This window comes from Haloarcula terrestris (assembly GCF_031624315.1).
Lineage (GTDB): Archaea > Halobacteriota > Halobacteria > Halobacteriales > Haloarculaceae > Haloarcula > Haloarcula terrestris.
In genome coordinates, this window is record NZ_JAMQOM010000018.1 from 16041 (window position 1) to 37805 (window position 21765).

Below are 21765 nucleotides of genomic sequence, written 5' to 3' on the forward strand. Positions count from 1 at the left end.
CGTAAGCCACGAACATATGAGGATGTTCGGGAGTGACAAACGATCCTCTTGCTGATATCCCACCTAGAGGTCCACATCTCCTCGGAGTGGGTCCCACATCTGTTAATTGATAGCTCGAATCTCTGTTTTTCAAACAGCTGTTTGAGAGAGCCGAACTGGGGTGGTTGGCGCTGCAAGACGGCTGTTTCACATGTAGCATGGGGAAACTGATATTACCCAGAACCTACAATCGGATGATACCATGGTCGCAATCGATTACATGGCCCATCAGGAGCAGTACAGTCCGTCGGAGCTTCTGGAGTACTCTGAACTCGCCTCGAACAACGGATTCGACTTCATCTGGACATCAGACCATTTCCATCCGTGGTTCCACACCGATGCGGAAGCGGGGTTCGCGTGGTCCTGGCTCGGGGCTGCGACTGAGCGTATCGACATCCCCATTGGGACGTGTGTCACACCTGCGGGCGAGCACTATCATCCAGCGATGATGGCCCAGGCGTTCGCCACGATCCAGGAAATGCACGACGAACGGGTCGTTCTTGGGCTCTCTACAGGAGAGGCAATGAACGAGAAACCTCTCGGCCATGAGTGGCCAGAGTATTCCGTGCGACGCGACCGTCTCGAGGAGACCCTAGAGATTATCCACGGCCTGTACGACTCGGACGACTTCTTCAGCTACGAGGGCGACCATTACGAGGTCGACGACGCGAAACTGTACACGATGCCCGAGGAGCGCCCGGAGATCCACCTGGCTGCCAACGGCCCGACGACGGCCTCGCTGACCAGCGAGTACGGCGATGGTTTCATCACAGTCAAGAAGGGCGAAGAATACACAGAACGCCTGTATCCGGCTATCCGACGCTACACCGAAGAGGAAGGCCGAGACCCGGACAGCATCGAGACAACGCTGCTGGTGATCGCATCCTACGACGAGGACTTCGAGCAAGCCAGGGCCGCCACACGCCCATGGTGGGCGACAACCCAGAACGTCTTCGATCGGGCAATGGCAAATCCGAAAGAAATCGAACAGGAAGGGGAGAAAGCCACCGAGGAGGAAATCGAGGCGAAGTTCCTCATCGCCGATGATCCATCGACCATCGCCGCCCAGCTGGAGGAGTACGCCGAGATGGGGTTCGACCGTATCGCGCTTGGCAACACGAGTCCTGACCCGGCGCAGTTCTTCGAAGTGATGGGCGACGAGGTTATTCCCACGCTGTAGGCGTACCGACTCTCGGGGGAACGCGTGACACGTGTGGGGGAACGTTTAATAAATCCCGCGTGTACATTCTTGATGAGATGCCAAGACTGAACGGTGGCGAAATTATCGCCAGATATCTCGAAAAGGAGGGCGTCGAGTACCTCGTGGGCATTCCCGGCCACGGGAGCACGAACCTGCTGGACGCCTTCAACGAATCCGAGGTAGAGGTAATCCAGCCACGACACGAACAGGGAGCGACACACCTCGCTGATGGGTACGCACGCGCGAGTGGCAACCCACTCGCCGTATTCACGTCCATCGGGCCGGGTGCGACAAACACCGTCACTGGAGCGGCGACGGCCTACGTCGACTCGATTCCAATGGTCATCTTCACTGGTGCGCCCCAGACTCACGAATACGGCGAGGGGATTCTCCAAGAAATCGAGCGCCAGAAACCCGGTGACTTCCCGAGCGTGATGGAACCGGTCACGAAGCAGAGCTTTGTCGTCGACGACGTTGAACGACTTCCGCGCATCCTCCGTCGTGCGTTCCAGACGGCACTGTCCGGTCGCCCCGGCCCAGTCCACATCGACGTCCCGATGGACGTACAGGGTGCTGCGGCGGACGTGGAACTCCCAGAACCTACAGAGCACCGCCCCCATAGTCGACCCGGTGGCGACCCCGACACAGTCTCAGACGCCGCAGACCTGCTGGCCGAGGCTGACCGCCCTGTCATTGTCCCCGGCGGCGGGACGATGCTCGCAGAGGCCTGGGATGAGGTGCAAGAACTCGCCGAACACCTCCAGGCCCCCGTCATTCCGACGTTCCAATCTCGGGGCATCATCCCGGAGGACCACGAACTGTTCGTCGGGAACGCAGGCTGGATTGGCTCCTCGGCCGGCAACGAACTCGCGGCGAACGCCGACGTGATCCTCGCCGTCGGCTGTCGGTTCACCGATATGCACACCTCCTCCTTCGAGGATGGTGTGAGCTTCGAGATCCCACCGAGCAAACTAATTCACGTCGACATCGACCCACAGGAGATCGGGAAAAACTACCCGGTCGAGGTTGGCATCCAGGGTGACGCGAAGGTCGTCACCAGTCAGATCACGGACGCGGTTCAGGACCGCCTCGATCCAGTCTCTACGGAGAACAACGAGTACTACGACGAGATCCAGGAGCTCTGGGAGGACTGGCAGGCGCAGGTCGACGAGCGCTGGGAGAACGACGACGTACCGATGAGCATCTCTCGCGTAGCAAGGGCGGTCCGCGAAGTGCTCCCCCGGGATGGCAGTATCGTCACCAGCGCCGGCCAGCCCCAGGAGACGATCAACCCCGAGTTCCCGGTGTACGAACCTCGGACGAACATCTCCTGTGGCGGCTTCTCGACCATGGGATGGGGCGTCTCAGCCGCCATCGGCGCGAAGCTCGCGAACCCTGATCGGACGGTCGTCGACTTCGAGGGCGACGGTAGCTTCCTCATGTGTAACCAGGAGGTCGCCTGCGCCGTCGAACACGACATCGACGTGAACTACGTCGTCGTCAACAACAACGGCTGGAAGTCCATCCGGAACCTGCAGGTCAACAAGTACGGCTGGGACCGTGTCATCGACACGGAGTTCGACGACGAGACGATGGTCGACTTCATGGATATGGCCGAATCATTCAATGTCGGCTTCACCGAGCGCGTCGTCAAGCCCGAGAACCTCACCGGTGTTCTGGAAGAGGCGTTCGCCTACGACGGCCCATCGTTCGTCGAAGCCGTCGTCGAACCGGACAACCCCGACTCCGGTGCGATCATCACCGGCAAATGGGACCTCGCGGACCTCGAAGAGTAACCGCGACGGTTCTTTTCTGGACACCGAGTGCTTCTAAGAGGTAACTGTGGCTCTTGGAAGCCTGTCGCTACGAAAAACTGCGAGTCCGTTCTATACTTCGATGAGGACCTTGCCGTCAACGCGCTTGCATGCCTGTGAGACGGCCTCGTCGGCATTTTCGAGGTCGTAGGTCGACGTAATCATCGGGAGGTTGTCGAGTTGGCCACTCGCCATCAATCGGATAGTGCGCGGGTAGACCTGTTGCCCAGTGTGCCCCTCCGAGCCGTAGATCTGTGCGCTGTTGCCCTGGTACTTTCGCAGTGCGATATCAGGGTCGCTGCCGGCGTTGCTGATGTGAACGACGTTGGCCTGTTCGGCAAGCGTACCCTCGATAACCGGATAGGTCGCGCCGACCGCACCGCTGGTCTCGACGTGTACGTCCGCACCCTCGCCGCCGGTCACCTCGTTGACCTTCGTTACGGGGTCGGTCTCGATCGGATTGTAGACGTGGTCGAATCCGAGTTCGTTTGCGATGGCGCGTCGCTCGTCAGAGGGCTCGAACGCGATGACCTTCCCCGCGCCCGCCGCTCGAGAGACGTTCATTCCCGTCAGGCCGATCGGACCGACACCGTGGTAGACGTGGTAGTCACCGGGCCAGATGCCCTCGGCCCGCCCGAACAGCCCGTAGAACGAAATGGTGCTGGGTTCAATTGTGGCGGCGGCCCGGTACAGTTCGTCCTCGTCCTCGTACTGCTCGGAAAGCTCCGAAACGCCCCAGAGGATCTTTTCGGGGACGGTGACGTACTCCGCGAACGCGCCGTCGAGGGTGAAGCCGATCTGCTCGAAGTTCTCGCAGTGGCCGTGAAAGCCCTGGCGGCACATCTGACACCGGCCGCAGTAGTCCGTGACTTCGGCCGTTACGGGGTCGCCGGCCTCGAACAGGTCCGCGTCGTCGCCGGTCTCGACGACCTCGCCGGAGAACTCGTGACCGATGACGTTCGGGAGCTGCGTGTACGCCGAGTAGTGCATGTAGCCGTCGTCGTCGGTTTCGGTCATGGCGGCGTCGCTGCCACAGATACCAGCGTATTTGACGCGGACGAGCACCTCGTCTTTGTCGGGTTCGGGTCGTTCCCGCTCCTCGACGCGCAGTTCGGGGTTCTGCCAGACGTTAGCGCTGTTCATCGCGCGGTGTTGCTCTTGTTCGTCCTCGGACAGGTCGTAACTTGCTTTCGGATTCCACTCCGCATCGAGCACTAAGGCACGCATAGTTTACCAATGAGACTACCGGGTCATAATTGTACTGGGTTCTCGGTTATGTGACACGGACCACCGGCGCTGTGGCGACGCTTTCAGAACGTCTGCCACCCGCCGTCGACGTAGACGGTTTCGCCGGTCACGTAGTCTGCTTGGTCGCTGGCTAGGAACAGGACCACCGGCGCAATATCCGAGGGGTAGCCCGGGCGGTCTAACGGTATCGGCTTCACCAGGTCACCGGCCGCGACGGAGTCTTCTTTCTGCTCCGCACCGGACCCGAACTCGGTGGCGATGTGCCCCGGTGCGACCGCGTTGACACGAATATCCTCCTTAGCGAGTTCAATCGCTGCACCCTGGGTTATCATCTTGATCGCGCCCTTCGTGGAATCGTAGGGGATCTGGTCTGCCTGGGCATGTGTCGAACTGATCGACGCGGTGTTGACAATGGTTCCGCCCTCACCCCTATCTCGCATGTCCGCGGCGGCCGCCTGACAGCCGAAGAAAACCCCACCCGTGTTGATACTGTGAATCCGGTCAAAGGTCTCCTCGTCGACCGAAAACAGGTCGCCGCGGGTGAACCAGCCGGCGTTGTTGACCATCACGTCGACACCGCCAAACTCACGAGCCGCCTCGACAACCGATTCGATTTCGGTCCGTGACGAGACGTCAGTCTCGACGTAGCTGCCCGTCCCACCATCGGTTTTGATAGCCTCGTGGGTTGGTTCCGTTGAATCTGTATCCTTTGGCTGCGGCGTGATGTCGGCGTTGATGACCGTCGCTCCCGCAGCTCCAAACGCCAGTGCGATAGCACGCCCGATTCCGGAGCTTCCGCCGGTAACGATCACTGTCTCGTCGTCGTACTCGTACGTAACAGACCCCATACCACGCCTTGTGAATGGAACCGTAAGAATGGTCCGGCTTGTGAGCGGTCTCCAGCGGTGGCGTAACACATTTATGGGTGGACCGAGAGGTGTATCTTGTATGACGAGCAAGCAAGAGCAGTCGCCAGCGGCGACTGCAGTACCCGATACTGTAGAAAATTACGTCGGTGGCGAGTGGGTGTCCGTCGACAGCGATGACGGACAACCGCTTGTCAATCCGGCGACGAACGAGACACTGGCGGAGGTGCCGTTCTCCGACGAGGCGACTGTCGATGCGGCCGTCCAGACGGCGAGCGAGGCGTTCGACGAGTGGTCCCGAACGCCGCCGGTCGAGCGCGTCCAGTACCTCTTCGACCTGAAATCTGAACTAGAGGACCGACAGGAGGACATCGCGCAGGCGCTGACACGCGAACACGGGAAGACACTGGACGAGGCTCGCGGTGAAATCCGTCGCGGCATCGAGAACGTCGAGGTCGCAGCGGGGATTCCGAACATGCTGCGCGAGGGCAGCGGCAACGTCCAGGACGTCGCCAGCGGCATGGACGAACACGCTATCCGACAGCCCCTTGGAGTGTTCACAGCTATCACGCCGTTCAACTTCCCGGCGATGATCCCGCTGTGGTTCCTGCCCTACGCCGTCGCCACGGGCAACACGTTCGTTCTCAAGCCCAGCGAGAAAGTCCCGCTGAGTTCCCAGATCATCTACGAGGCCATCGACGCCGTGGACTTCCCGGACGGCGTCGTCAACCTCGTCAACGGCGGCGTCGACACGGTCAATGCGCTCCTCGAACACGAGGATATCGAGGGCGTCTCCTTCGTCGGATCGACCCCGGTCGCGCGACACATTTACGAGACCAGCGCCAAACACGGCAAGCGTGTGCAGGCCCAGGGCGGCGCGAAGAACTACGCCGTCGTCTCCGAGGACGCTGAACTGGAGGAGGCGATCCCGAACGTCATCGGTTCGGTGTATGGCAACGCCGGCCAGCGCTGTCTCGCCAACGATGTGGTCGTGGGTATTGGCGACAGCTACGAGCCGCTCCGCGAACAGGTTCTCGACGCCGTCGATGACCTGACAGTCGGTAGCGGCCTCGACGAGGACACCGATGTTGGCCCGCTCATCACGGGCGAGTCCGCCGAACGCGTCAAAGAGATGGTCGAGGACGCCGTTGACGAGGGCGCGGACCTGGTGGTCGACGGGCGCGACTTCGAACACCCGGACTACCCCGATGGGAACTTCCTCGGGCCGACGCTACTGGAAGGCGTCACGACCGACATGGACATCACCCAGACCGAGATCTTCGGCCCGGTGATGGCCCTGACGAAGGCCGACGACATCGACGAGGCCATCGAGATGGTCAACAGCACTCAGTACGGTAACGCCTCTTCGCTGTACACCGAAAACGGCGCGGAAGCCCGGAAATACCGTTACGAGGTCGACGCCGGCAACATCGGCATCAACGTCGGCGTCTGTGCGCCGATGGGCTTCTTCCACTTCGGCGGGCGCAAGGAATCCTTCTTCGGGGACCTCCACGCCCAGGGCGAGGACGCGATCAACTTCTACACGGACAAGACCATCACCATCGAGCGGTACTACAGTCACTGAAATCCGCGGCTTGCGACCCCAGCTCCACTATTTTGTCTCTTCTGCGTCTGTGAACTCGGTTCGAGAATCGATCAGCATCGACTCTCCGGTCGGCAATCACAGAATGAGATACGGCCAGTTTTGGCTGTCGGGTCTGTGGCGCGGTCAGTCGTCGGAGGCGGAGACCGGCTTGTCCAGCGCTTCGGCATAGTTGTCGATAGCCACTTCGACGCTGTCCATCAGCAGGGCCACGTCCTTGCCGGCGATGAGGAAGTCAAAACCTTGGTCGACCCGGGACTCGATTGCCTCGGCCCCGATGTCGGTCGTCAGCGTTCCGACGGGCACGTCGGCCGCGTGGCTGTCATCGATGATGGACTGGACAGCATCGTCAAACTTCGACGAATCCCACTCCGCGAACATTCCGAGCGAGCCCGAGAGATCGGCTGGGCCGACGAACAGCGAGTCGATACCCTCCACGTTGGCGATTTCCTGAGCGTGTTCCATGCCCTGTTCCGTCTCGATTTGAGCGATGGTAAGGATGGAGCCGTTCGCGTTCGTGACGTACTCCTCAAAGTTCTTCCCGTAACGTGTCGCCCGACTACCGGCAATACCGCGAATCCCGTCCGGTGGATACCGTAACGAGCGGACGAGTTCCTCGGCCTCTTCGGCGGAGCTTATCATCGGAACCATCACTCCGGCGACGCCAATGTCTATGACTCGCTTGAGTCGGACCGGGTCGTTCCACGGGACGCGGACGATCATGTCCGTGTCGCCGGGCGCGGCGTCGACGCCGCGTGCCATGCTCTCTACCGTTTCGAGGTCCATCGTCGTGTGTTCCATGTCGACGAGGACGAAGTCAAGATCTAACTGCGCCGTTGCCTCCGCTATTGTTGGGTGACCGACCGATATCCAGGTCCCGAATGGGTTGTCGGCCGATTCGATTGTGTCTTTGAGATGAGTCATGTCTAATTGATGGCCGCCAGTGACTGATGGGGGACGTCTCGCCACTGATCAGCGGCTGGCGTTACTTGGGAATCTATCATAAATATTCGATTGGAGGTATAAAAATATACGGGTACACGACGCATACGTTGCCACCTGTGTACTTCCGGTCATCGACGAAACGCGGCACGTGTGTACAGACACTATCTCCATGCATCGGAACTTATAACAGGACAAACGTAGATACCAGAAACGATGGGACTCGGTATCATCCGGTGTGCCAGTTCCGTCGCGGTCCAGTCGTGCCGGATGGTATCGGGTTGCCGAGGCGGAACACGCAGTCACTACGACCGTTCCAGTCCACGCCGGCAGACGGTGTGGAACCACAAAAACTGACAAACAATGTACGAAGACTTCGCATCCAAGCTCGCAGCGACGATGTGGGCCGACTTCGACGAGACGCCGCGCCGCGCGGACGGCCCACCGGCAGAGATTACCGACCTGAACACGCTGGTCATCGACGGGAACTTCCCGTGGACTATCGTCACCGTCGAGACCGACGAGGGCGTTACCGGCATCGGCGAGGCCTATCCGTCCCCGGGAGTCCACGAAATCATCACGGACTACCTCCGACCCGTACTGGTCGGTGAGAACCCAACAGACGTAGAGCGGCTTTACAACCTCATGCGCGAGAGTCTCTCGGGGCGTGGCTCCCAGGAGGGCGTCGGCACTATCGCCATCAGCGGCGTCGAACTCGCGCTGTGGGACGCGACGGGCAAACTCCTCAACCAGCCGGTGTATCAGCTCCTCGGCGGGAAGGTCCGCGAAGAAGTGGCGGTCTACGCCGACTGCCACGCCGGCGAGGCGATGGTCGAGTCCGCCGAGGAAGGTCAGGAAGAGGAGACCTACGAGCCGGAGGCCTACGCCCAGGCCGCCCGTGCCGCCGTCGAGGACGGCTTCGACATCGTCAAGTTCGACCTCGACGTGCCGTCGGGCCGGGAGATTGACACGCTGTCGCGCCATTTCGACCCGCCGGAGATCGACCACAAGCAGCGCGTCGTCGAGGCCGTGATGGAAGAGATCGGCGACGACGCCGAAATCGCAGTTGACCTGCACTGGAACTTCAGCCCGGAGACGGCCGAGCGGCTCTGTCGCGCGCTTGAACCTTACGACCTTGCCTGGATCGAGGACCCGCTCCCGCCCGAAAATACGGATGCGATGCGGGAACTCAAACGGCGTGTCGAGGCCACTATCCTCACCGGGGAGAACCGCTACGGCCGCCACGGCTTCCGCGACCTCATCGAGGACCAGGCCGTCGATTTCCTCGCGCCCGACATACCGAAGACCGGTGGCATCGCCGAAACCAAAAAGATCGCCGACATGGCCGAAGCGTACTACCAGGCGCTCGTCCCGCACAACATCGGCAGCCCGGTCGCCACGGCCGCGACGGCACACGTCGGTGCGACCGTTCCGAACTTCGTCGCGCTGGAGTACCACGCACGGGAGGTCCCATGGTGGGAAGACCTCCTCGATCGCGACGAGGATTTCATTCAGGACGGTCGCATCCAGGTTCCCGACTCGCCGGGCCTTGGTATCGAACTAGACTGGGACGTCGTCGAGCGCCACCGCAAGGAGTAGTGACGCGGTGCGTGCGGATGCCGATGCGTTTTTGACCGAAAGGGTTAGCACACTCCCGAGAGAGACATTCAACAGGCATGCAATCGAGTACCATTGCGGAGCGACACCCATGAGAGCCGCGCGCTTCTACGGCGCGGGCGACGTACGGGTCGACGACTTGGAGCCGTCCCCGGTCGGCCCGACCGACGTACGGATCGACGTGGCGGCCTGTGGCATCTGTGGCACGGACATCCACGAGTACGAACACGCCGAGTACACGCCGGAAGCCCCACATCCCCGGTCGGGGGCGAGCCGGCCGATCACCATCGGACACGAGTTCAGCGGGACCGTCAGCAAGGTCGGCGACGACGTGACCGGCATTGAGGTCGGGGCCCCTGTCGCCGTCCATCCGAACATTCCCTGTGACGAGTGCCGCTACTGCGAGGACGGAGCCTACAACCGCTGTGCGGACGTGCTGGCGGTCGGCCTCCAGACCGGGGCCGGTGGCTTCGCCGAGGAAGCCGTCGTCCCGGCTGGGCAGGTCCACCGGCTCCCCATGGATGTGTCTGTCTGGAAAGGCGCACTCGTCGAACCGCTCGCCGTCGGCCTCCACGCGGTCCGCCGGTCGGAACTGCGCGCTGGCGACACCGCTGCGGTTTTCGGCTGTGGCCCGATCGGGCTGACGGTCATCCGGGCGCTCGACGAAGCAGGCGCGAAGCGTATCTTCGCCTCCGAGCCGAACCCGGCACGGCGTGAGGTCGCGCTCGAACTTGGCGCTGATGCAACTGTGGACCCGACTGAGTCCAACGCAGTGGAGCAAATCACGACCGCGACTGACGGCGGCGTCGACGCCTCGTTCGAGTTCGCCGGCGTCGCCCCGGCAGTCAACGCCGCTATCGAGAGCACGCGCCGGGGCGGTTGTGTCACCGTCGGCAGTATGACCAGTGGAACGACGAGTGTAGACCTCCAGGGGATCGTCACGGGCGAGCGGACCCTCCGTGGCACGTACTGCTATGGCTTCCCGCCGCGGTCGTTCTGGACGGAGTTCGATGCTGTCATCGAGTCGCTGGGCGACGGCGGCATCGAAGCGGATACCTTCGTGACGAGGCGGGTCGGACTGGACGCGCTCGTCGAGGACGGCATCGAGGAACTACGCTCGCCGGACACCGGCCACGTCAAGATCCTCGTCGAACCATGACCGCGGTCGAGAGCCTCGCGTAGTCGGCCGAATTAACAGGCGAAACAAACGTATAAAGCCCGTCTCAACGCCTGTAGCGGGGAGAAAAACCACCGGGGCCGAACTGCCGGCGATTACCAGGTCATCCAGTCGGGGTCCTCACAGCGGTGGGTTCGCTCGATAGCGTCGATCCGCTCTACGTCTTCGGCGTCGAGTTCGACGTCTAGCGCGCCGAAATTGTCGCGGAGGTGGTCGACGGAACTCGTCCGCGGGATCGCCGTCACGCCCTCTTTCGAGAGTAGCCACGCGAGCGAGACGACCGGCTCCGAGACGCTGTGCTTCGCCGCAACCTCGGAGATGACGTCCACGTCGAATACCTCGCCCTGGGCCAGCGGCGAGTAGGCGACGAGATCGGTATCGGTGTCGGCGAGGAACGCCCGGAGGTCATCCTGCTGGAGTAGCGGATGCATCTCGACCTGGAGCGCGTCGATGGGGCGGTCGATCAGTTCGTCGGCGAGTTCGAGGTCGTCGACGGTGTAGTTGCTCACGCCGAGGTTGTCGACCTGACCGTCGGCGACGCGGTCCGCAAGGACCGGCAGAACCGTCTCGATGTCGTCCTGCTCGCGCGGCCAGTGATGATACAGCAGGTCGATGCGGTCGAGGCCGAGTTTCTCGAAGCTCTCGTCGATGGCCCGCTCGACGTACCCGGTCGTCTTCTCTGGCTCCTCGAAATGTGCGACCTTCGTTGCGACGAAGAGGTCGTCACGGTCGACATCGGCGGCGGCGATGGCCTCGCCGACCTCCGCTTCGTTCCCGTAGAGCCGGGCGGTGTCGATGTGGCGGTAGCCGTGTTCGATGGCCGCTTTAATCGTCTCGACGCCGTCCGCGTCGGTGAGTGTGTACGTCCCGAGTCCGAGGCGTGTTTCGCCTTCGAGCATATCCGCCGATATAGATGCGAGTCGTATAGTGGTATCGGCTTCGGTAGACTCACGTTTGGCTTCTCCAAATCTTTATTTTGTACGCTGTTGAGATTTCACTCGATGCACATAGCGCCCCACACTAACGGGACTCGCTGGCAATTGAATTGGTCAGAGACGTACCGCACATGTGTCAGACAACCAATGGCGTTCGCTCGCGGTGAAACGGAGGTGACCGCATGACCCTCGACATCGGCTTCCTCGGCTACCGATTTATGGGGAAGGCACACGCAAACGCGCTCACGCGCTTGCCGATGTTCTTCCCCGACGCGCCGGCGACGAACCGTGACGTCCTCATCGGTCGAAGCGAGGCGGCCGTCAGCGACGCGGCGGACCGCTTCGGCTTCGACCGAACGGCGAGCGACTGGCGCGACGTGGTCGACGAGGTAGACGTGTTCTACAACCTCGGGCCGAACCACGTCCACGCCGAGCCGACCATCGCGGCCCTGGAGTCGGACGTACACGTCATGTGTGAGAAGCCGCTCGCGCCGGACATCGAGACGGCGACGGAGATGCGCGACGCCGCCCGCGAGAGCGACGCCGTCGCCGCGACGGGGTTCAACTACCGCTACGTCCCGGCGATCCAACTGGCCAAGCGACTGGTCGACGAAGGTGAACTGGGCGAGATTTACCGCGTGAAGGGGCGCTGTCTGCAGGACTGGCTGGCCGACCCGAACCTGCCCTGGAACTGGCGCTGTGACGCGGACGTGTCCGGGACTGGTGTCGTGGGTGACGTGGGCTCGCACACAATCGATTTGGTTCGCTGGATTATCGGCGATATCGAGAGCCTCAGTGGCTCACTGGTGACGCAGGTCACGGAGCGACCCGACCCCGACGGCGACGGGACCCGATCGGTGACGACCGACGACGAGTACTCGGCCCTCGTGGAGTTCAAGAACGGTGTGGAGGGAGTTCTGGAGGGGTCTCGGATCGCAACCGGGCGAAAGGCCGACAACGCTATCGAGATATACGGGTCCGAGGGGGCGCTGAAGTTCTCGCTCCGGCGACTCAACGAACTCCAGGTCAAGGGGTCGGACGACCGCGGCTACCAACAGATTCTGGTGACCGACGACGATGACCCCTACATGGACCGCTGGTGGCCAGCAGGTCATATCATCGGCTGGGAGCACACGTTCGTCCATGAGAACTACGAGTTTCTCACCGCCATTCGGGATGGTGAACAGTACCGACCGAGTTTCGAGGACGGCGTCGACGTTCAGCGCGTGGTTGAGGGCATACGGGAGAGCGACGAGCGTGGTGAGCGAGTATACGTCTGACAGTGCGGACGACAGCGAGAGGATTCCAAGAAGCTTCTCTCGACAGTGCGCAAGCTGTGCAACCAGTAACATAGATGATTAATAGAAATACTTATTTACCTGTTCACCAATGGTGAAGTGTATGCCTGACGGTAACGCATCCGAACACGGTGACGAGATAGTATCGATCGATCTCGGCGTCTCACGGCGAAATCTGATGAAACAGATGAGCGCCGTCGGCATCGCAGGTGGCCTTTCCGCGCTGGCCGGCTGTGGTGGGCTCCGGTCTGACAGCCAGACACCAACGGAATCTACAGACGGCGAAAGTGGCGACGGTTCCGGTGGCCAGAGCGACGGTGGAGGCGGCTCAGACTCGCTTCCAACAGCACTCCGAGTCCCGCTCGTCCCCCCGCCCACCGCCGACAGCATGGACCTCGCGAACCCGACACACGAGGAACGCGAGATGGTGTTTGTCACGCACGTCGTCGACGAGTTCATGACCGGCATCATCGTCGGAATGAACGACGCGCTGAACAACGTCGGATGGACGGGCGAGTTCATCGGTCCGTCGAGCCACGACCCGGCCCAGCAGATAGAGACACTCAACACGACGATATCGCGGCTCAATAACGGCGAAGACGCTATCGCGACGAGCATTCTGAACAAGGACCAGTACACCGGCCCGATCCAGAACGCCATTGACAACGACATTCCGGTCGCCTCGTTCAACACGAGCGTCTACTCGGGCCAATACAGCGAGATGATGGATACGTTCGGTACCGTCATCCCGTACGTCGGCCAGAAGTTCGTCGAAGCCGGCGTGGCAGTCGGCCAAACTGGGTACGAGCGAGCAACGGAAAAGGTCGACGGGGAAATCGTCGCACTGCCGACGACCTCCGCGCCGGACCACCCGGCGCTTTCCGCACGTGCGGAAGGGATTCGGATGGCACTTGAAGCACAGGACAACGTAACCGTCTTAGACACGCTGAACGTTAGCGGGGACCTGTCGCAGGCAATCAACCGCGTCGACACGAAGTACAGCTCCACCCCAGATATCAATCTCATCCTGGGGACTGCCCTCCAGGGCGCCATCGCCGGCGGACGCCTCGTCGAGAACAACAGCCTGCAAGACGAGATGACGGTCGGTGGCTTCGACCTCCCCGGACCGACGTTAGACGGGATCGAAAAGGGAACTATCGACTTCACCGCAGGACAGGACCCGTACAGCCAAGGCAGCATGCCGGTCAACATGATGTGGAACTACATGGAGCGTGGTGTTCCAATGAAGGACTTCAACACCGGGATCTCCGTCATCGACGAATCGAACCTCGACTTCGCCCGGCGTCGTTCCGGATCGTGGGGCGACTTGCAGAGCTGGCAGGACAACAACTACTGACCCAACTGTTCCCCGTACCCCTGCAGACACTATTGACGGTTGTCTACCGTTGGTTTATCGCTGTAATTTTTCCCTTTGGGAGGCTGTCAGCCGCTCGTATAGCCACTCGATATATGCCGTAAAACCAATGTTTTATAATTGGTGAATGCGTTCGACCAGGTATGGCAGAGGTTGATGCCTCAGTATCAAGAGACAGTGGATTAGGCAGCGTATCACGACTGTTACAGAGTCGGGAGGTCGGGGCGATACTCGCAGTGAGTGTCCTTTTGGCGCTTGGGACAATCGTCCGGGCGGACGTGTTCCTCAGCACAGACAATCTGGTTGGCATCGTTCGGAACACCGCGGTGACAGCCATCATCGGATACGGGATGACCATGCTGATGGTCTCCGGCGAATTCGATCTGTCGGTCGGGTCGTTGATGGCTGTCTGTGGCGCACTGGTAGCGACCATGTATGGGACCGGCTACCCCATTCTGTTCGTGGTGTTGTTGGTGCTCCTGTTTGCGGCCCTGTACGGGCTGTTCCAGGGACTGATGATAACCAAACTCGGGCTTCCGTCGCTTATCGTCACTATCGGGACGCTGACATTGCTTCGGGGCGCGAACCTCGTTATTCTCCAGGGGCAAACCGCAACGATAGGCAGCGACAACTATCCCAACCTGTTGTTCTACATCGGGGGCGTTGCGGAACTGGCCTCTGGGCCTGCGTTGCTCCAGCAGTTCCCGATCCAGATTGTCTGGACTATCGCGTTCCTCGTCCTCGGCTACTACGTCCTCAACAGGACCGCCTTTGGCTACCGCTCGATGTTCACCGGCGGGAATCAGGAGAGCGCCCAGCGAACCGGTATCAAGACCGACCACGTGAAGATTATCAACTTCATGCTGGTCGCGCTACTCGCGGCCTTTGCCGGGATCGGCCAGCTAGCCTTTACGCAGGCCGTATCGCCGTCGACCGGACAGGGAACTGAACTGATCGTCATTGCCAGCGTCGTCATCGGCGGGACCAACCTCTTCGGTGGCGAAGGGTCGATGCCCGGCACGTTCCTGGGTGCGCTCGTGTTCGCACTGACACAGAACATCCTCGTGCTCGCGGGGCTGGGCGTGCGGCTGTTCCAGGTTTTCACTGGCATCTTCATCATCTCGGCAGTGTTGATCGAGGTGCTGAGCCGGGACGTTCGCATCGAGTACCTGACTGACGATTACATCGATCCGATTAAAGAGATTATCAGCGATACGAGCGGCTTCTTCGAGTACGTACGAAGCGATGTGCAGGGCATCGACGAGCCGCTCATGTTTGCGACCATCGGGACGCTTATCGTTACATTTGTGACGCTGGTTGCGATAACTGTCGTTGATTTCGCCGTCGGCTGGGGCTTTTCCTTTGCTATCGTGAGCCCGGGTGTCGCCGCGCTCGGGACGCTCCCGCTTGTGACGTTCATGTCGATGGCCGGGCTGCTCCTACTGACCGCCGTCTTCCTGCACGCGTCCGTGAAAATCATCGGGACGCGGCGCGACTTCGACACCACGCTCCAGGGAGTTATCTACAGCTTCGCCCCGGCCGTGTTGCTGTTCCTGCCGATCCTGCTCGCTGGATGGGACTTCGTCATGCCAGTTGTCGCGGTGGCGGCGGCACTCGTGTTCCTCCCATCTCTGTATCTCCTCTACAGTTCCACCCAGATACTCCACGAGGTCAGTCGTCGGAACGCCGCGCTGTCAGTCGTGATGACTGTCATCCTCTGGGCGCTGGTCGTGGCCTTCACTCTCACACAGATCTCGGCCGTTAACTGACTGACGGCGCGTTTCATTCAGTTCTCGAAGCACTCTTGTTCTCAGAACCGACCATCGCAACGGGGCATTAAATCCAGGATAACCCACCACATTTATAATGGTGGATGTCGACTCTTCCCTCATGTCAAAGGCAGACGAGCAGACAGTAGATGGAGATATGACTACGCCCGCCGGTGCGGGAACGGACGAGGACACTATCCTCTCCGTGGAGAACGTCTCGAAACACTACGGCGGCGTCGTTGCGCTCGAAGACGTCTCCCTCTCGATAAAAGACAACGAGGTCCTGTCTATCGTCGGTGACAACGGAGCTGGGAAATCGACCTTCATAAAGCTTCTCTCCGGTGTTATTCCGGCTACGTCCGGGACGTTTAGAATGCGTAACGAGGAGACCGGCGAGCTCGAACACATCGTCCTCGATTCGCCGTCGATGGCCAAGCGGGCCGGTATCGAGACGGTGTTCCAGGACATGTCGCTGTCGATGCAACACGACGTGGCCTCGAACGTGTTCATGGGTCGCGAACCGACGAAAGGCGGGCTTCGAGGCAAGCTCCTCCGCCGTATCGACAGGGAGTATATGGAAGAGCGGTCGATTGAAGCGCTGGACGAGATCGGCTTCGAGATCGACCCTAACGCAGTGACGGAGGAACTCTCGGGCGGGCAGCAACAGGCCGTTGCGGTCGCTCGGGCACTCATTTCGGACCCGAGAGTCGTCATCCTCGACGAGCCAACCGCGGAGGTGTCCGTCGAGGGCTCACAGAAGATTCTGGACCTGATCGAAGAGCTCCAGGCGTCCGGGAAAACGGTCATTTTCATCACCCACAACCTGCAGGAAGTGTTCGACGTAGCGGACCGCGTTGCCGTGCTCCGCTCCGGAAGTCTCGTCGCAGAACTAGAAAACGACGGCACCATCGACCGCGAGGACCTCGTCGGTCGCATGACCGGCGCAATTCAGTAACGCCGTCGCCGGACAGTTTGACACCTGCTTTTCTATCTCCCGTCTTCGTACCATCCCGAACAGGAGTTCTTGGAGGAGAAATAGCCCTTCCGAGGGAAACCTATTTGTGAATGTCTCTCCCACTCTCGTATGTCATGAAAGTCGGAATGATCGGAGCCGGGAGTATCGCCCAGATTATGCATCTGCCGTATCTGGCCGAGATTCCGGACATCGAAATCGAGGCGTTAGCCGACCCAGGAGCGAACACCACCGAAACGCTTGGCGACCGATACAACGTTCCGAACCGCTACCAGGACAGTGAGACGCTCATCGAAGAGGAACAGAACCATCTCGACGGTGTGGTCATTGCAACACCGATGCAGACCCACGCAGACCTCGCTATCTCGGCACTTGAAGCGGGGCTCCACACGTTCGTCGAGAAGCCCATCGCCGTTACGCCCGAGGACGCAGAGCGCGTTGTCGAAGTCGCTGACGCCGCTGACGTCGACTGCATGGTCGGGTATATGAAGAGATACGACCCCGGTTTCCAGCGGTTCGCTGAGTTGGTCGAGGACATCGATCAGATCGATCTCGCCACCAGCGTCGTCATTCCTCCAGATGTCGGTTCGGTCCTCGAGGACACCTACGACCTCGTCCAGGCTGACCTCGACGATGCGTTCATCGAGGAAAGCATGGCGGCGCGACAGCGTCAGTGCGAGGCGGCTATCGGGACCGATGACAACACCCTCACTCGCGCCTACGGCTACCACCTGGAGAGCATCTGCCACGACGTGAACGCGCTCCGCGGCGTATTCGGTTCCGTCACAGGTATAGATCATGTCGACGTATTCAGCGACTGGAAGTATCTGACGGCACAGCTCCGGTACGAGGGCGACCTCCGCTGCATGCTGGAATCGGGTGCCACCGACCGGATGTGGTATGACGAGCGGATTCAGGTCGACGCCCCGGACCGGTCCGTCTCCATCGGCTTTTCGAACGCGTTCATCAAGAACACCCCGGCCGATGTTCGTGTCAAACAGGGGACCGAGGAAACCGAGGAGACAATTCACACGCCCTCGGCCGACGAGGCGTTCAAGCGCGAACTCGAGTACTTCAAGGAGTGTGTCGAGGGGAACGCTACTCCGCGGACCACACCGACCGACGCACAGCGTGACGTGGAACTCATCGCCGACCTGTTCCGTGAGTTCCAAGGGCATGAACTGGTCGGCGACCCACGAATGTAACGTTACACCGAACGGTACGGTCAATTTCTTCAGTACAAGTGGTCGTATTTGGAAGGGGTCTGACGCCACTCAGCGGTCAGTAACCGACCGTAGGTGGTCGATATTCTCCTTGGCATGGACCAGCGGATGGTCCTTCTGGTTCTCGATCTCGATGGTCCGATGGCCGTCGTATCCGACTTCGTCCAGGGTCTCGAACACCTCACTGAAGTCGATAACGCCCTTGCCGAGGTCCGTAAACGCCCAGATGTAGTTGACAATGCTGTCGTAGTCTTTCTTGCCAGCGGTGAGGTTCTCGACGTGAGTTTCGAACTCTGCTGGGGGATCGATATCCTTGAGGTGGACGTACGCGATATCGTCTGCGAACCGTTCGATCCCCTCGGTGACGTCGCCGTAGGCGTAGTAGTGTGCCGTGTCGAACAGCAGTTCTACGTTGTCCGGTCCCTCATCCAGCCAGCGCCGGATTTCCTCGGGCTGTTCGATGTGTGCGCCGAAGTGATGGTGCACTATTGGTGTGACACCGGCTTCCTTCCCAGCGGTTCCGATCCGGTCGAGCCAGTCGGCGAACGTGTCGTCGTCAACGACGCCCCGAGGCGGCGGCAAGATCCCGAGGAAGTTCGCCCCCAGCGAGCCGGCTAGTTCCGCGCCGTCGACGGCGGCCTGTAGGTCTTCTTCCGTATTGAGCCAGCCAGCCATAACACAGTAAAGATCGAGGTCATACTCGTCGAGTAGTTCGCGCAGTTTCGCCTCACCGATGGCTTCGGCCTTTCCCAGTCCGATTTCGACACCGTCGTACCGACACGCTGCGAAATCGCCTATCCCCTCGGAGACGACAGCCTCCGAGTCGTACATGATGGTCGCGTATCCGATTCCCATACGGGTACATCTCACACAGCCAGGAACAAAACGTTTTGTACACAGCTGCGCCGATTCCGGTACGCTGGAGTCACCGATGCGATCTAGTCCAGTCGACTACTGGCCGGTAATCTCCCACCAGTAGTCGAGATTCTCCTTGGCGTGGGCAATCGGGTCTTTCGTCTGGTTCTCGATTTCGATCGTGATGTGTCCGTCGTAGCCGATTTCCTCGAGTGCATCATGGGTGGCGGCGAAGTCGATGACACCCTCGCCGAGGTCGGTGAAGGCGTTGTAGTAGAGGAACACGGTGTCGAGTCGGAACTTCCCCTCCGACAGCGCGGCGACATGGTCATCGAAGCCCGCACCCGGTGCGACGTCTTTCAGGTGCACGTACTCAATGTCGTCAGCGAACCGTCGGATACCCTCGGACAGGTCACCTTCCGGGTTGCCCTTGTCGTACGGATAGTGGTGGGCCGTATCCCAGAGCAGTCCCAAGGAATCCGGGGCGCGGTCGAGCCATTCTTCGATTTCGTCGAGCTGTTCGACGCGGGTCCCGCCGTGATGGTGCAGGACTGGCGTAATATCGACATCGGCCGCAGCGTCACAGATCTCCCCCAGCCACCGCTCGAAGTCGGCGTCGTCGGTTGTCCCTCGGTGCGGTGGGAGGATACCCAGATACGGTGCGCCGAGGTCGGCAGCCGTTTCCGCCCCGGCCGTAATACGGTCGGCCGCACCTTGCGTTTCGAGCCACTCGCCCATTGCACAGTAGAGGTCAAGGTCGTAGGCGTCCAACTGTTCCTCGAACGCGTCCGCGCCGACGGCGTCGATCTCCCCAAGACTCGTCTCCACGCCATCGTAGCGGCAGGCTCCGATATCGGCAATTCCATCCAGTAGCGATTCCTCGCCGTACATGATAGTCGTGTATCCGACTCCCATACCAGTCCCCACTCCCCAGACAGACATATAAATTGGGGACCGATGTCGGCTACTGTCTACACCGTTCAATCGTGGAGGTCATCGAATCCCTAAACTGTTGATCCTCTCGACTTCCATTCCGACCGGCCTCTCCATTGTCTATTCGTCTTTCCCGAACGGGATAGACGCCAGATAGTGAGATTTGTCTCCTCAGAGGATTATGGACCTTTCCTTCGGAGCGTACCTGCAATATTGAAGATGGCTGTTCGGAGGAGACGAACGATATTTAGATTTGGAATAATAGTAGTACATGTGTTATAATAGAGCGTCACAGCTGTTTCATTCAGTATTGTGGCAAAATTTCGTTCGGAAGATACGAACGACAGGAGGACTATTCGGCAATCCGCATCGTCTCCAATGCGCTCCGAGAGGGTGGTTTCCAAACCGGCATCTCACAGCCCCATCAGCAAGAAAATAGTGGCCAGGATCGTCTCTTATTCCCGCTGGATGTACGTTACGGGGCAGTTCGCATTCAGGAGAATCTGTTGTGCATGGTCGCCGAACACCGCTTTGCCGGTCGGCGTCCGCCCCGCACCGCCGATGAACAGTTGATCGATATCGAGTTCGTCCGCAATACGGACGACTTCCGTGTCGGGGTTTCCGACGACGCCCCGGGTCTCGTAGTCGATCCCCAGTTCAGAGAGTTTTACAGCCGGTGTTTTGATGCTATCGTGTCGGGACGCCAACTCGTCCGGTTGTAGCGCTCCAGAGGTTGGATCAAGGTCCAGGTCGTCCATCAGTTGCTCGTACTCGTCGTTAGTGAACACGTGTAACAGATACACAGTCGCGTCTGCAGGTTTTGCGACTGCGATTACGGCATCTAGGAGCCGCTCAACGTGGTCTCTATCGTTTTTTCCGACAGCGAGTAGGACGTTATCTACTGAATTCGACATACATATTGTTTGATGACCGCCACAATAATTGTTGTGCTTGTCACTATATACTGCTCTTATCGGAGTGATCGACAGACTGCCGGTCCACTGCCTCGAGCCCGTGTAATATCGAGTTCGAGAATTCGGGGATGGAACGTAAATACTATTGAGATATGTACTACTATCAACTATATCTCGCCTGAGAAAAATATATTCTCCACCTCGTACGCTTGACCAGCACGGAGGAATCGTCGTATCGAAAGTCTAGTCAACAAGACAGAATCAAGCACTATGATACAACGATTTCAAAGGATTTGTATCAGATGCCTCCGGAGAGCTACCTATGACAGAGAACATAGTCGTAGCAGGATCTGGATATACGGGTGCTGGGACGGTCAAGAGCTTGGAGGATGAATTAGACGGTGAGGCGGATGTCACCTGGATCTCTGAGACGGACTATCATCTGGTGCTGCACGAGTCCCACCGCTGTATTCGGGACCCGAGCGTCCAGGAGAACATCGCCATCCCGGTTCACGAGATCAAACAGCCTTCGACGGCGTTCATTCAGGACGAGGTCGTCGGCATCGACACCGAGGCGCAGAAGGTCGACCTCGCCGAGTCCGATGCGGTCAAGTACGACTATCTGCTGGTGGGCCTGGGGTCGCAGACGGCCTTCTTCGGCATCGGCGGGCTCGAAGAGCACGCTCTGACACTCAAAAGTCTCGACGACGCCCTGGAGATTCACGACAACATTCAGCAGGCCGCTCGTGAGGCCTCGACGAACGACCCCGCGCAGGTCGTCATCGGCGGCGCTGGTCTCTCTGGCATCCAGACCGCCGGGGAGGTCGCCGAGTTCCGTGACGAACACAACGCGCCTATCGACATCCATCTGGTGGAAGGCCTGGATCAGGTGCTGCCAAACAGCGACCCGGAACTCCAGGGTGCCCTGCGCAAGCGCCTGGAAGCCGCTGACGTGAACATCAAGTGCGGGGAGTTCATCGGCG

At 60.1% G+C, this 21765-nt stretch carries 18 protein-coding genes; 11 read left to right on the top strand and 7 right to left on the bottom strand.

Features of this window, described 5'->3' with window-relative positions; all coding sequences use genetic code 11:
• Positions 1-241: 241 nt before the first annotated feature.
• Both NDI54_RS19825 and NDI54_RS19830 read left to right on the top strand, forming a co-directional pair.
• Positions 242-1219, top strand: coding sequence for a TIGR03557 family F420-dependent LLM class oxidoreductase (locus NDI54_RS19825; RefSeq protein WP_310898101.1), 978 nt, complete (start codon positions 242-244; stop codon positions 1217-1219).
• Between the two features lie 77 nt (positions 1220-1296).
• Positions 1297-3036, top strand: a complete 1740-nt coding sequence (locus NDI54_RS19830; protein WP_310898102.1) for a thiamine pyrophosphate-binding protein — start codon at positions 1297-1299, stop codon at positions 3034-3036.
• Between the two features lie 90 nt (positions 3037-3126).
• Here the strand turns inward: NDI54_RS19830 and iolM are convergent, their stop codons facing one another.
• Together iolM and NDI54_RS19840 are read right to left on the bottom strand one after the other, a co-directional pair.
• Positions 3127-4281, bottom strand: a complete 1155-nt coding sequence (gene iolM, locus NDI54_RS19835; RefSeq protein ID WP_310898103.1) for a scyllo-inosose 3-dehydrogenase — start codon at positions 4279-4281, stop codon at positions 3127-3129.
• Between the two features lie 83 nt (positions 4282-4364).
• A complete protein-coding gene (locus NDI54_RS19840) occupies positions 4365-5150 on the bottom strand; it encodes an SDR family NAD(P)-dependent oxidoreductase (protein WP_310898104.1) in 786 nt (261 codons plus the stop codon).
• Positions 5151-5250: 100 nt separating this feature from the next.
• Between NDI54_RS19840 and NDI54_RS19845 the strand changes: the two genes are divergently transcribed.
• Positions 5251-6753, top strand: coding sequence for a CoA-acylating methylmalonate-semialdehyde dehydrogenase (locus NDI54_RS19845; RefSeq protein WP_310898105.1), 1503 nt, complete (start codon positions 5251-5253; stop codon positions 6751-6753).
• Between the two features lie 144 nt (positions 6754-6897).
• On the opposite strand, the gene NDI54_RS19850 is transcribed toward NDI54_RS19845, so the two are convergent.
• Positions 6898-7695 carry an HpcH/HpaI aldolase family protein gene (locus NDI54_RS19850; protein WP_310898106.1) on the bottom strand — a complete coding sequence of 266 codons (798 nt, stop codon included), beginning with the start codon at positions 7693-7695 and terminating at the stop codon, positions 6898-6900.
• 381 nt (positions 7696-8076) lie between these two features.
• Between NDI54_RS19850 and NDI54_RS19855 the strand changes: the two genes are divergently transcribed.
• Together NDI54_RS19855 and NDI54_RS19860 are read left to right on the top strand one after the other, a co-directional pair.
• Entirely contained in the window at positions 8077-9312 is a 1236-nt protein-coding gene (locus NDI54_RS19855; protein ID WP_310898107.1) for a mandelate racemase/muconate lactonizing enzyme family protein, read from the top strand.
• A 109-nt stretch (positions 9313-9421) separates the two neighbouring features.
• On the top strand, positions 9422-10489 hold the full coding sequence (locus NDI54_RS19860; RefSeq protein WP_310898108.1) for a 2,3-butanediol dehydrogenase: 1068 nt from the start codon (positions 9422-9424) through the stop codon (positions 10487-10489).
• 113 nt (positions 10490-10602) lie between these two features.
• Here the strand turns inward: NDI54_RS19860 and NDI54_RS19865 are convergent, their stop codons facing one another.
• Positions 10603-11406 (bottom strand): aldo/keto reductase, encoded by an 804-nt coding sequence (locus NDI54_RS19865; RefSeq protein WP_310898109.1) that lies wholly within the window; start codon positions 11404-11406, stop codon positions 10603-10605.
• A 218-nt stretch (positions 11407-11624) separates the two neighbouring features.
• Here NDI54_RS19865 and NDI54_RS19870 point away from each other — a divergent pair, with 218 nt between their 5' ends.
• The 5 genes from NDI54_RS19870 to NDI54_RS19890 all read left to right on the top strand — a co-directional run bounded on the left by NDI54_RS19870 (position 11625) and on the right by NDI54_RS19890 (position 18062).
• Positions 11625-12722, top strand: coding sequence for a Gfo/Idh/MocA family protein (locus tag NDI54_RS19870; protein ID WP_310898110.1), 1098 nt, complete (start codon positions 11625-11627; stop codon positions 12720-12722).
• A gap of 121 nt (positions 12723-12843) precedes the next feature.
• The gene (locus NDI54_RS19875) at positions 12844-14097 is read left to right on the top strand and encodes a substrate-binding domain-containing protein (protein WP_310898111.1); all 1254 of its coding nucleotides are present in this window, start codon (positions 12844-12846) and stop codon (positions 14095-14097) included.
• A gap of 254 nt (positions 14098-14351) precedes the next feature.
• The gene (locus NDI54_RS19880; protein WP_310898112.1) at positions 14352-15884 is read left to right on the top strand and encodes an ABC transporter permease; all 1533 of its coding nucleotides are present in this window, start codon (positions 14352-14354) and stop codon (positions 15882-15884) included.
• A 121-nt stretch (positions 15885-16005) separates the two neighbouring features.
• Positions 16006-16839, top strand: a complete 834-nt coding sequence (locus NDI54_RS19885) for an ATP-binding cassette domain-containing protein (RefSeq protein ID WP_310898113.1) — start codon at positions 16006-16008, stop codon at positions 16837-16839.
• A gap of 134 nt (positions 16840-16973) precedes the next feature.
• The gene (locus NDI54_RS19890; protein WP_310898114.1) at positions 16974-18062 is read left to right on the top strand and encodes a Gfo/Idh/MocA family protein; all 1089 of its coding nucleotides are present in this window, start codon (positions 16974-16976) and stop codon (positions 18060-18062) included.
• Between the two features lie 69 nt (positions 18063-18131).
• Here the strand turns inward: NDI54_RS19890 and NDI54_RS19895 are convergent, their stop codons facing one another.
• From NDI54_RS19895 to NDI54_RS19905, 3 genes are all read right to left on the bottom strand, one after another.
• The gene (locus NDI54_RS19895; RefSeq protein WP_310898115.1) at positions 18132-18935 is read right to left on the bottom strand and encodes a sugar phosphate isomerase/epimerase family protein; all 804 of its coding nucleotides are present in this window, start codon (positions 18933-18935) and stop codon (positions 18132-18134) included.
• Between the two features lie 96 nt (positions 18936-19031).
• Entirely contained in the window at positions 19032-19850 is an 819-nt protein-coding gene (locus NDI54_RS19900) for a sugar phosphate isomerase/epimerase family protein (RefSeq protein WP_310898116.1), read from the bottom strand.
• A 473-nt stretch (positions 19851-20323) separates the two neighbouring features.
• Positions 20324-20782, bottom strand: coding sequence for a universal stress protein (locus tag NDI54_RS19905; RefSeq protein ID WP_310898117.1), 459 nt, complete (start codon positions 20780-20782; stop codon positions 20324-20326).
• A gap of 322 nt (positions 20783-21104) precedes the next feature.
• Between NDI54_RS19905 and NDI54_RS19910 the strand changes: the two genes are divergently transcribed.
• A partial coding sequence (locus NDI54_RS19910) for an NAD(P)/FAD-dependent oxidoreductase (protein WP_310898118.1) occupies positions 21105-21765 on the top strand: 661 nt, incomplete at its 3' end.

Coding starts and splice junctions, on each gene's coding strand:
- NDI54_RS19825 (WP_310898101.1), top strand. CDS start 242: ATGGTCGCAATCGATTACATGGCCCATCAGGAGCAGTACAGTCCGTCG.
- NDI54_RS19830 (WP_310898102.1), top strand. CDS start 1,297: ATGCCAAGACTGAACGGTGGCGAAATTATCGCCAGATATCTCGAAAAG.
- iolM (WP_310898103.1), bottom strand. CDS start 4,281: ATGCGTGCCTTAGTGCTCGATGCGGAGTGGAATCCGAAAGCAAGTTAC.
- NDI54_RS19840 (WP_310898104.1), bottom strand. CDS start 5,150: ATGGGGTCTGTTACGTACGAGTACGACGACGAGACAGTGATCGTTACC.
- NDI54_RS19845 (WP_310898105.1), top strand. CDS start 5,251: ATGACGAGCAAGCAAGAGCAGTCGCCAGCGGCGACTGCAGTACCCGAT.
- NDI54_RS19850 (WP_310898106.1), bottom strand. CDS start 7,695: ATGACTCATCTCAAAGACACAATCGAATCGGCCGACAACCCATTCGGG.
- NDI54_RS19855 (WP_310898107.1), top strand. CDS start 8,077: ATGTACGAAGACTTCGCATCCAAGCTCGCAGCGACGATGTGGGCCGAC.
- NDI54_RS19860 (WP_310898108.1), top strand. CDS start 9,422: ATGAGAGCCGCGCGCTTCTACGGCGCGGGCGACGTACGGGTCGACGAC.
- NDI54_RS19865 (WP_310898109.1), bottom strand. CDS start 11,406: ATGCTCGAAGGCGAAACACGCCTCGGACTCGGGACGTACACACTCACC.
- NDI54_RS19870 (WP_310898110.1), top strand. CDS start 11,625: ATGACCCTCGACATCGGCTTCCTCGGCTACCGATTTATGGGGAAGGCA.
- NDI54_RS19875 (WP_310898111.1), top strand. CDS start 12,844: ATGCCTGACGGTAACGCATCCGAACACGGTGACGAGATAGTATCGATC.
- NDI54_RS19885 (WP_310898113.1), top strand. CDS start 16,006: ATGTCAAAGGCAGACGAGCAGACAGTAGATGGAGATATGACTACGCCC.
- NDI54_RS19890 (WP_310898114.1), top strand. CDS start 16,974: ATGAAAGTCGGAATGATCGGAGCCGGGAGTATCGCCCAGATTATGCAT.
- NDI54_RS19895 (WP_310898115.1), bottom strand. CDS start 18,935: ATGGGAATCGGATACGCGACCATCATGTACGACTCGGAGGCTGTCGTC.
- NDI54_RS19900 (WP_310898116.1), bottom strand. CDS start 19,850: ATGGGAGTCGGATACACGACTATCATGTACGGCGAGGAATCGCTACTG.
- NDI54_RS19905 (WP_310898117.1), bottom strand. CDS start 20,782: ATGTCGAATTCAGTAGATAACGTCCTACTCGCTGTCGGAAAAAACGAT.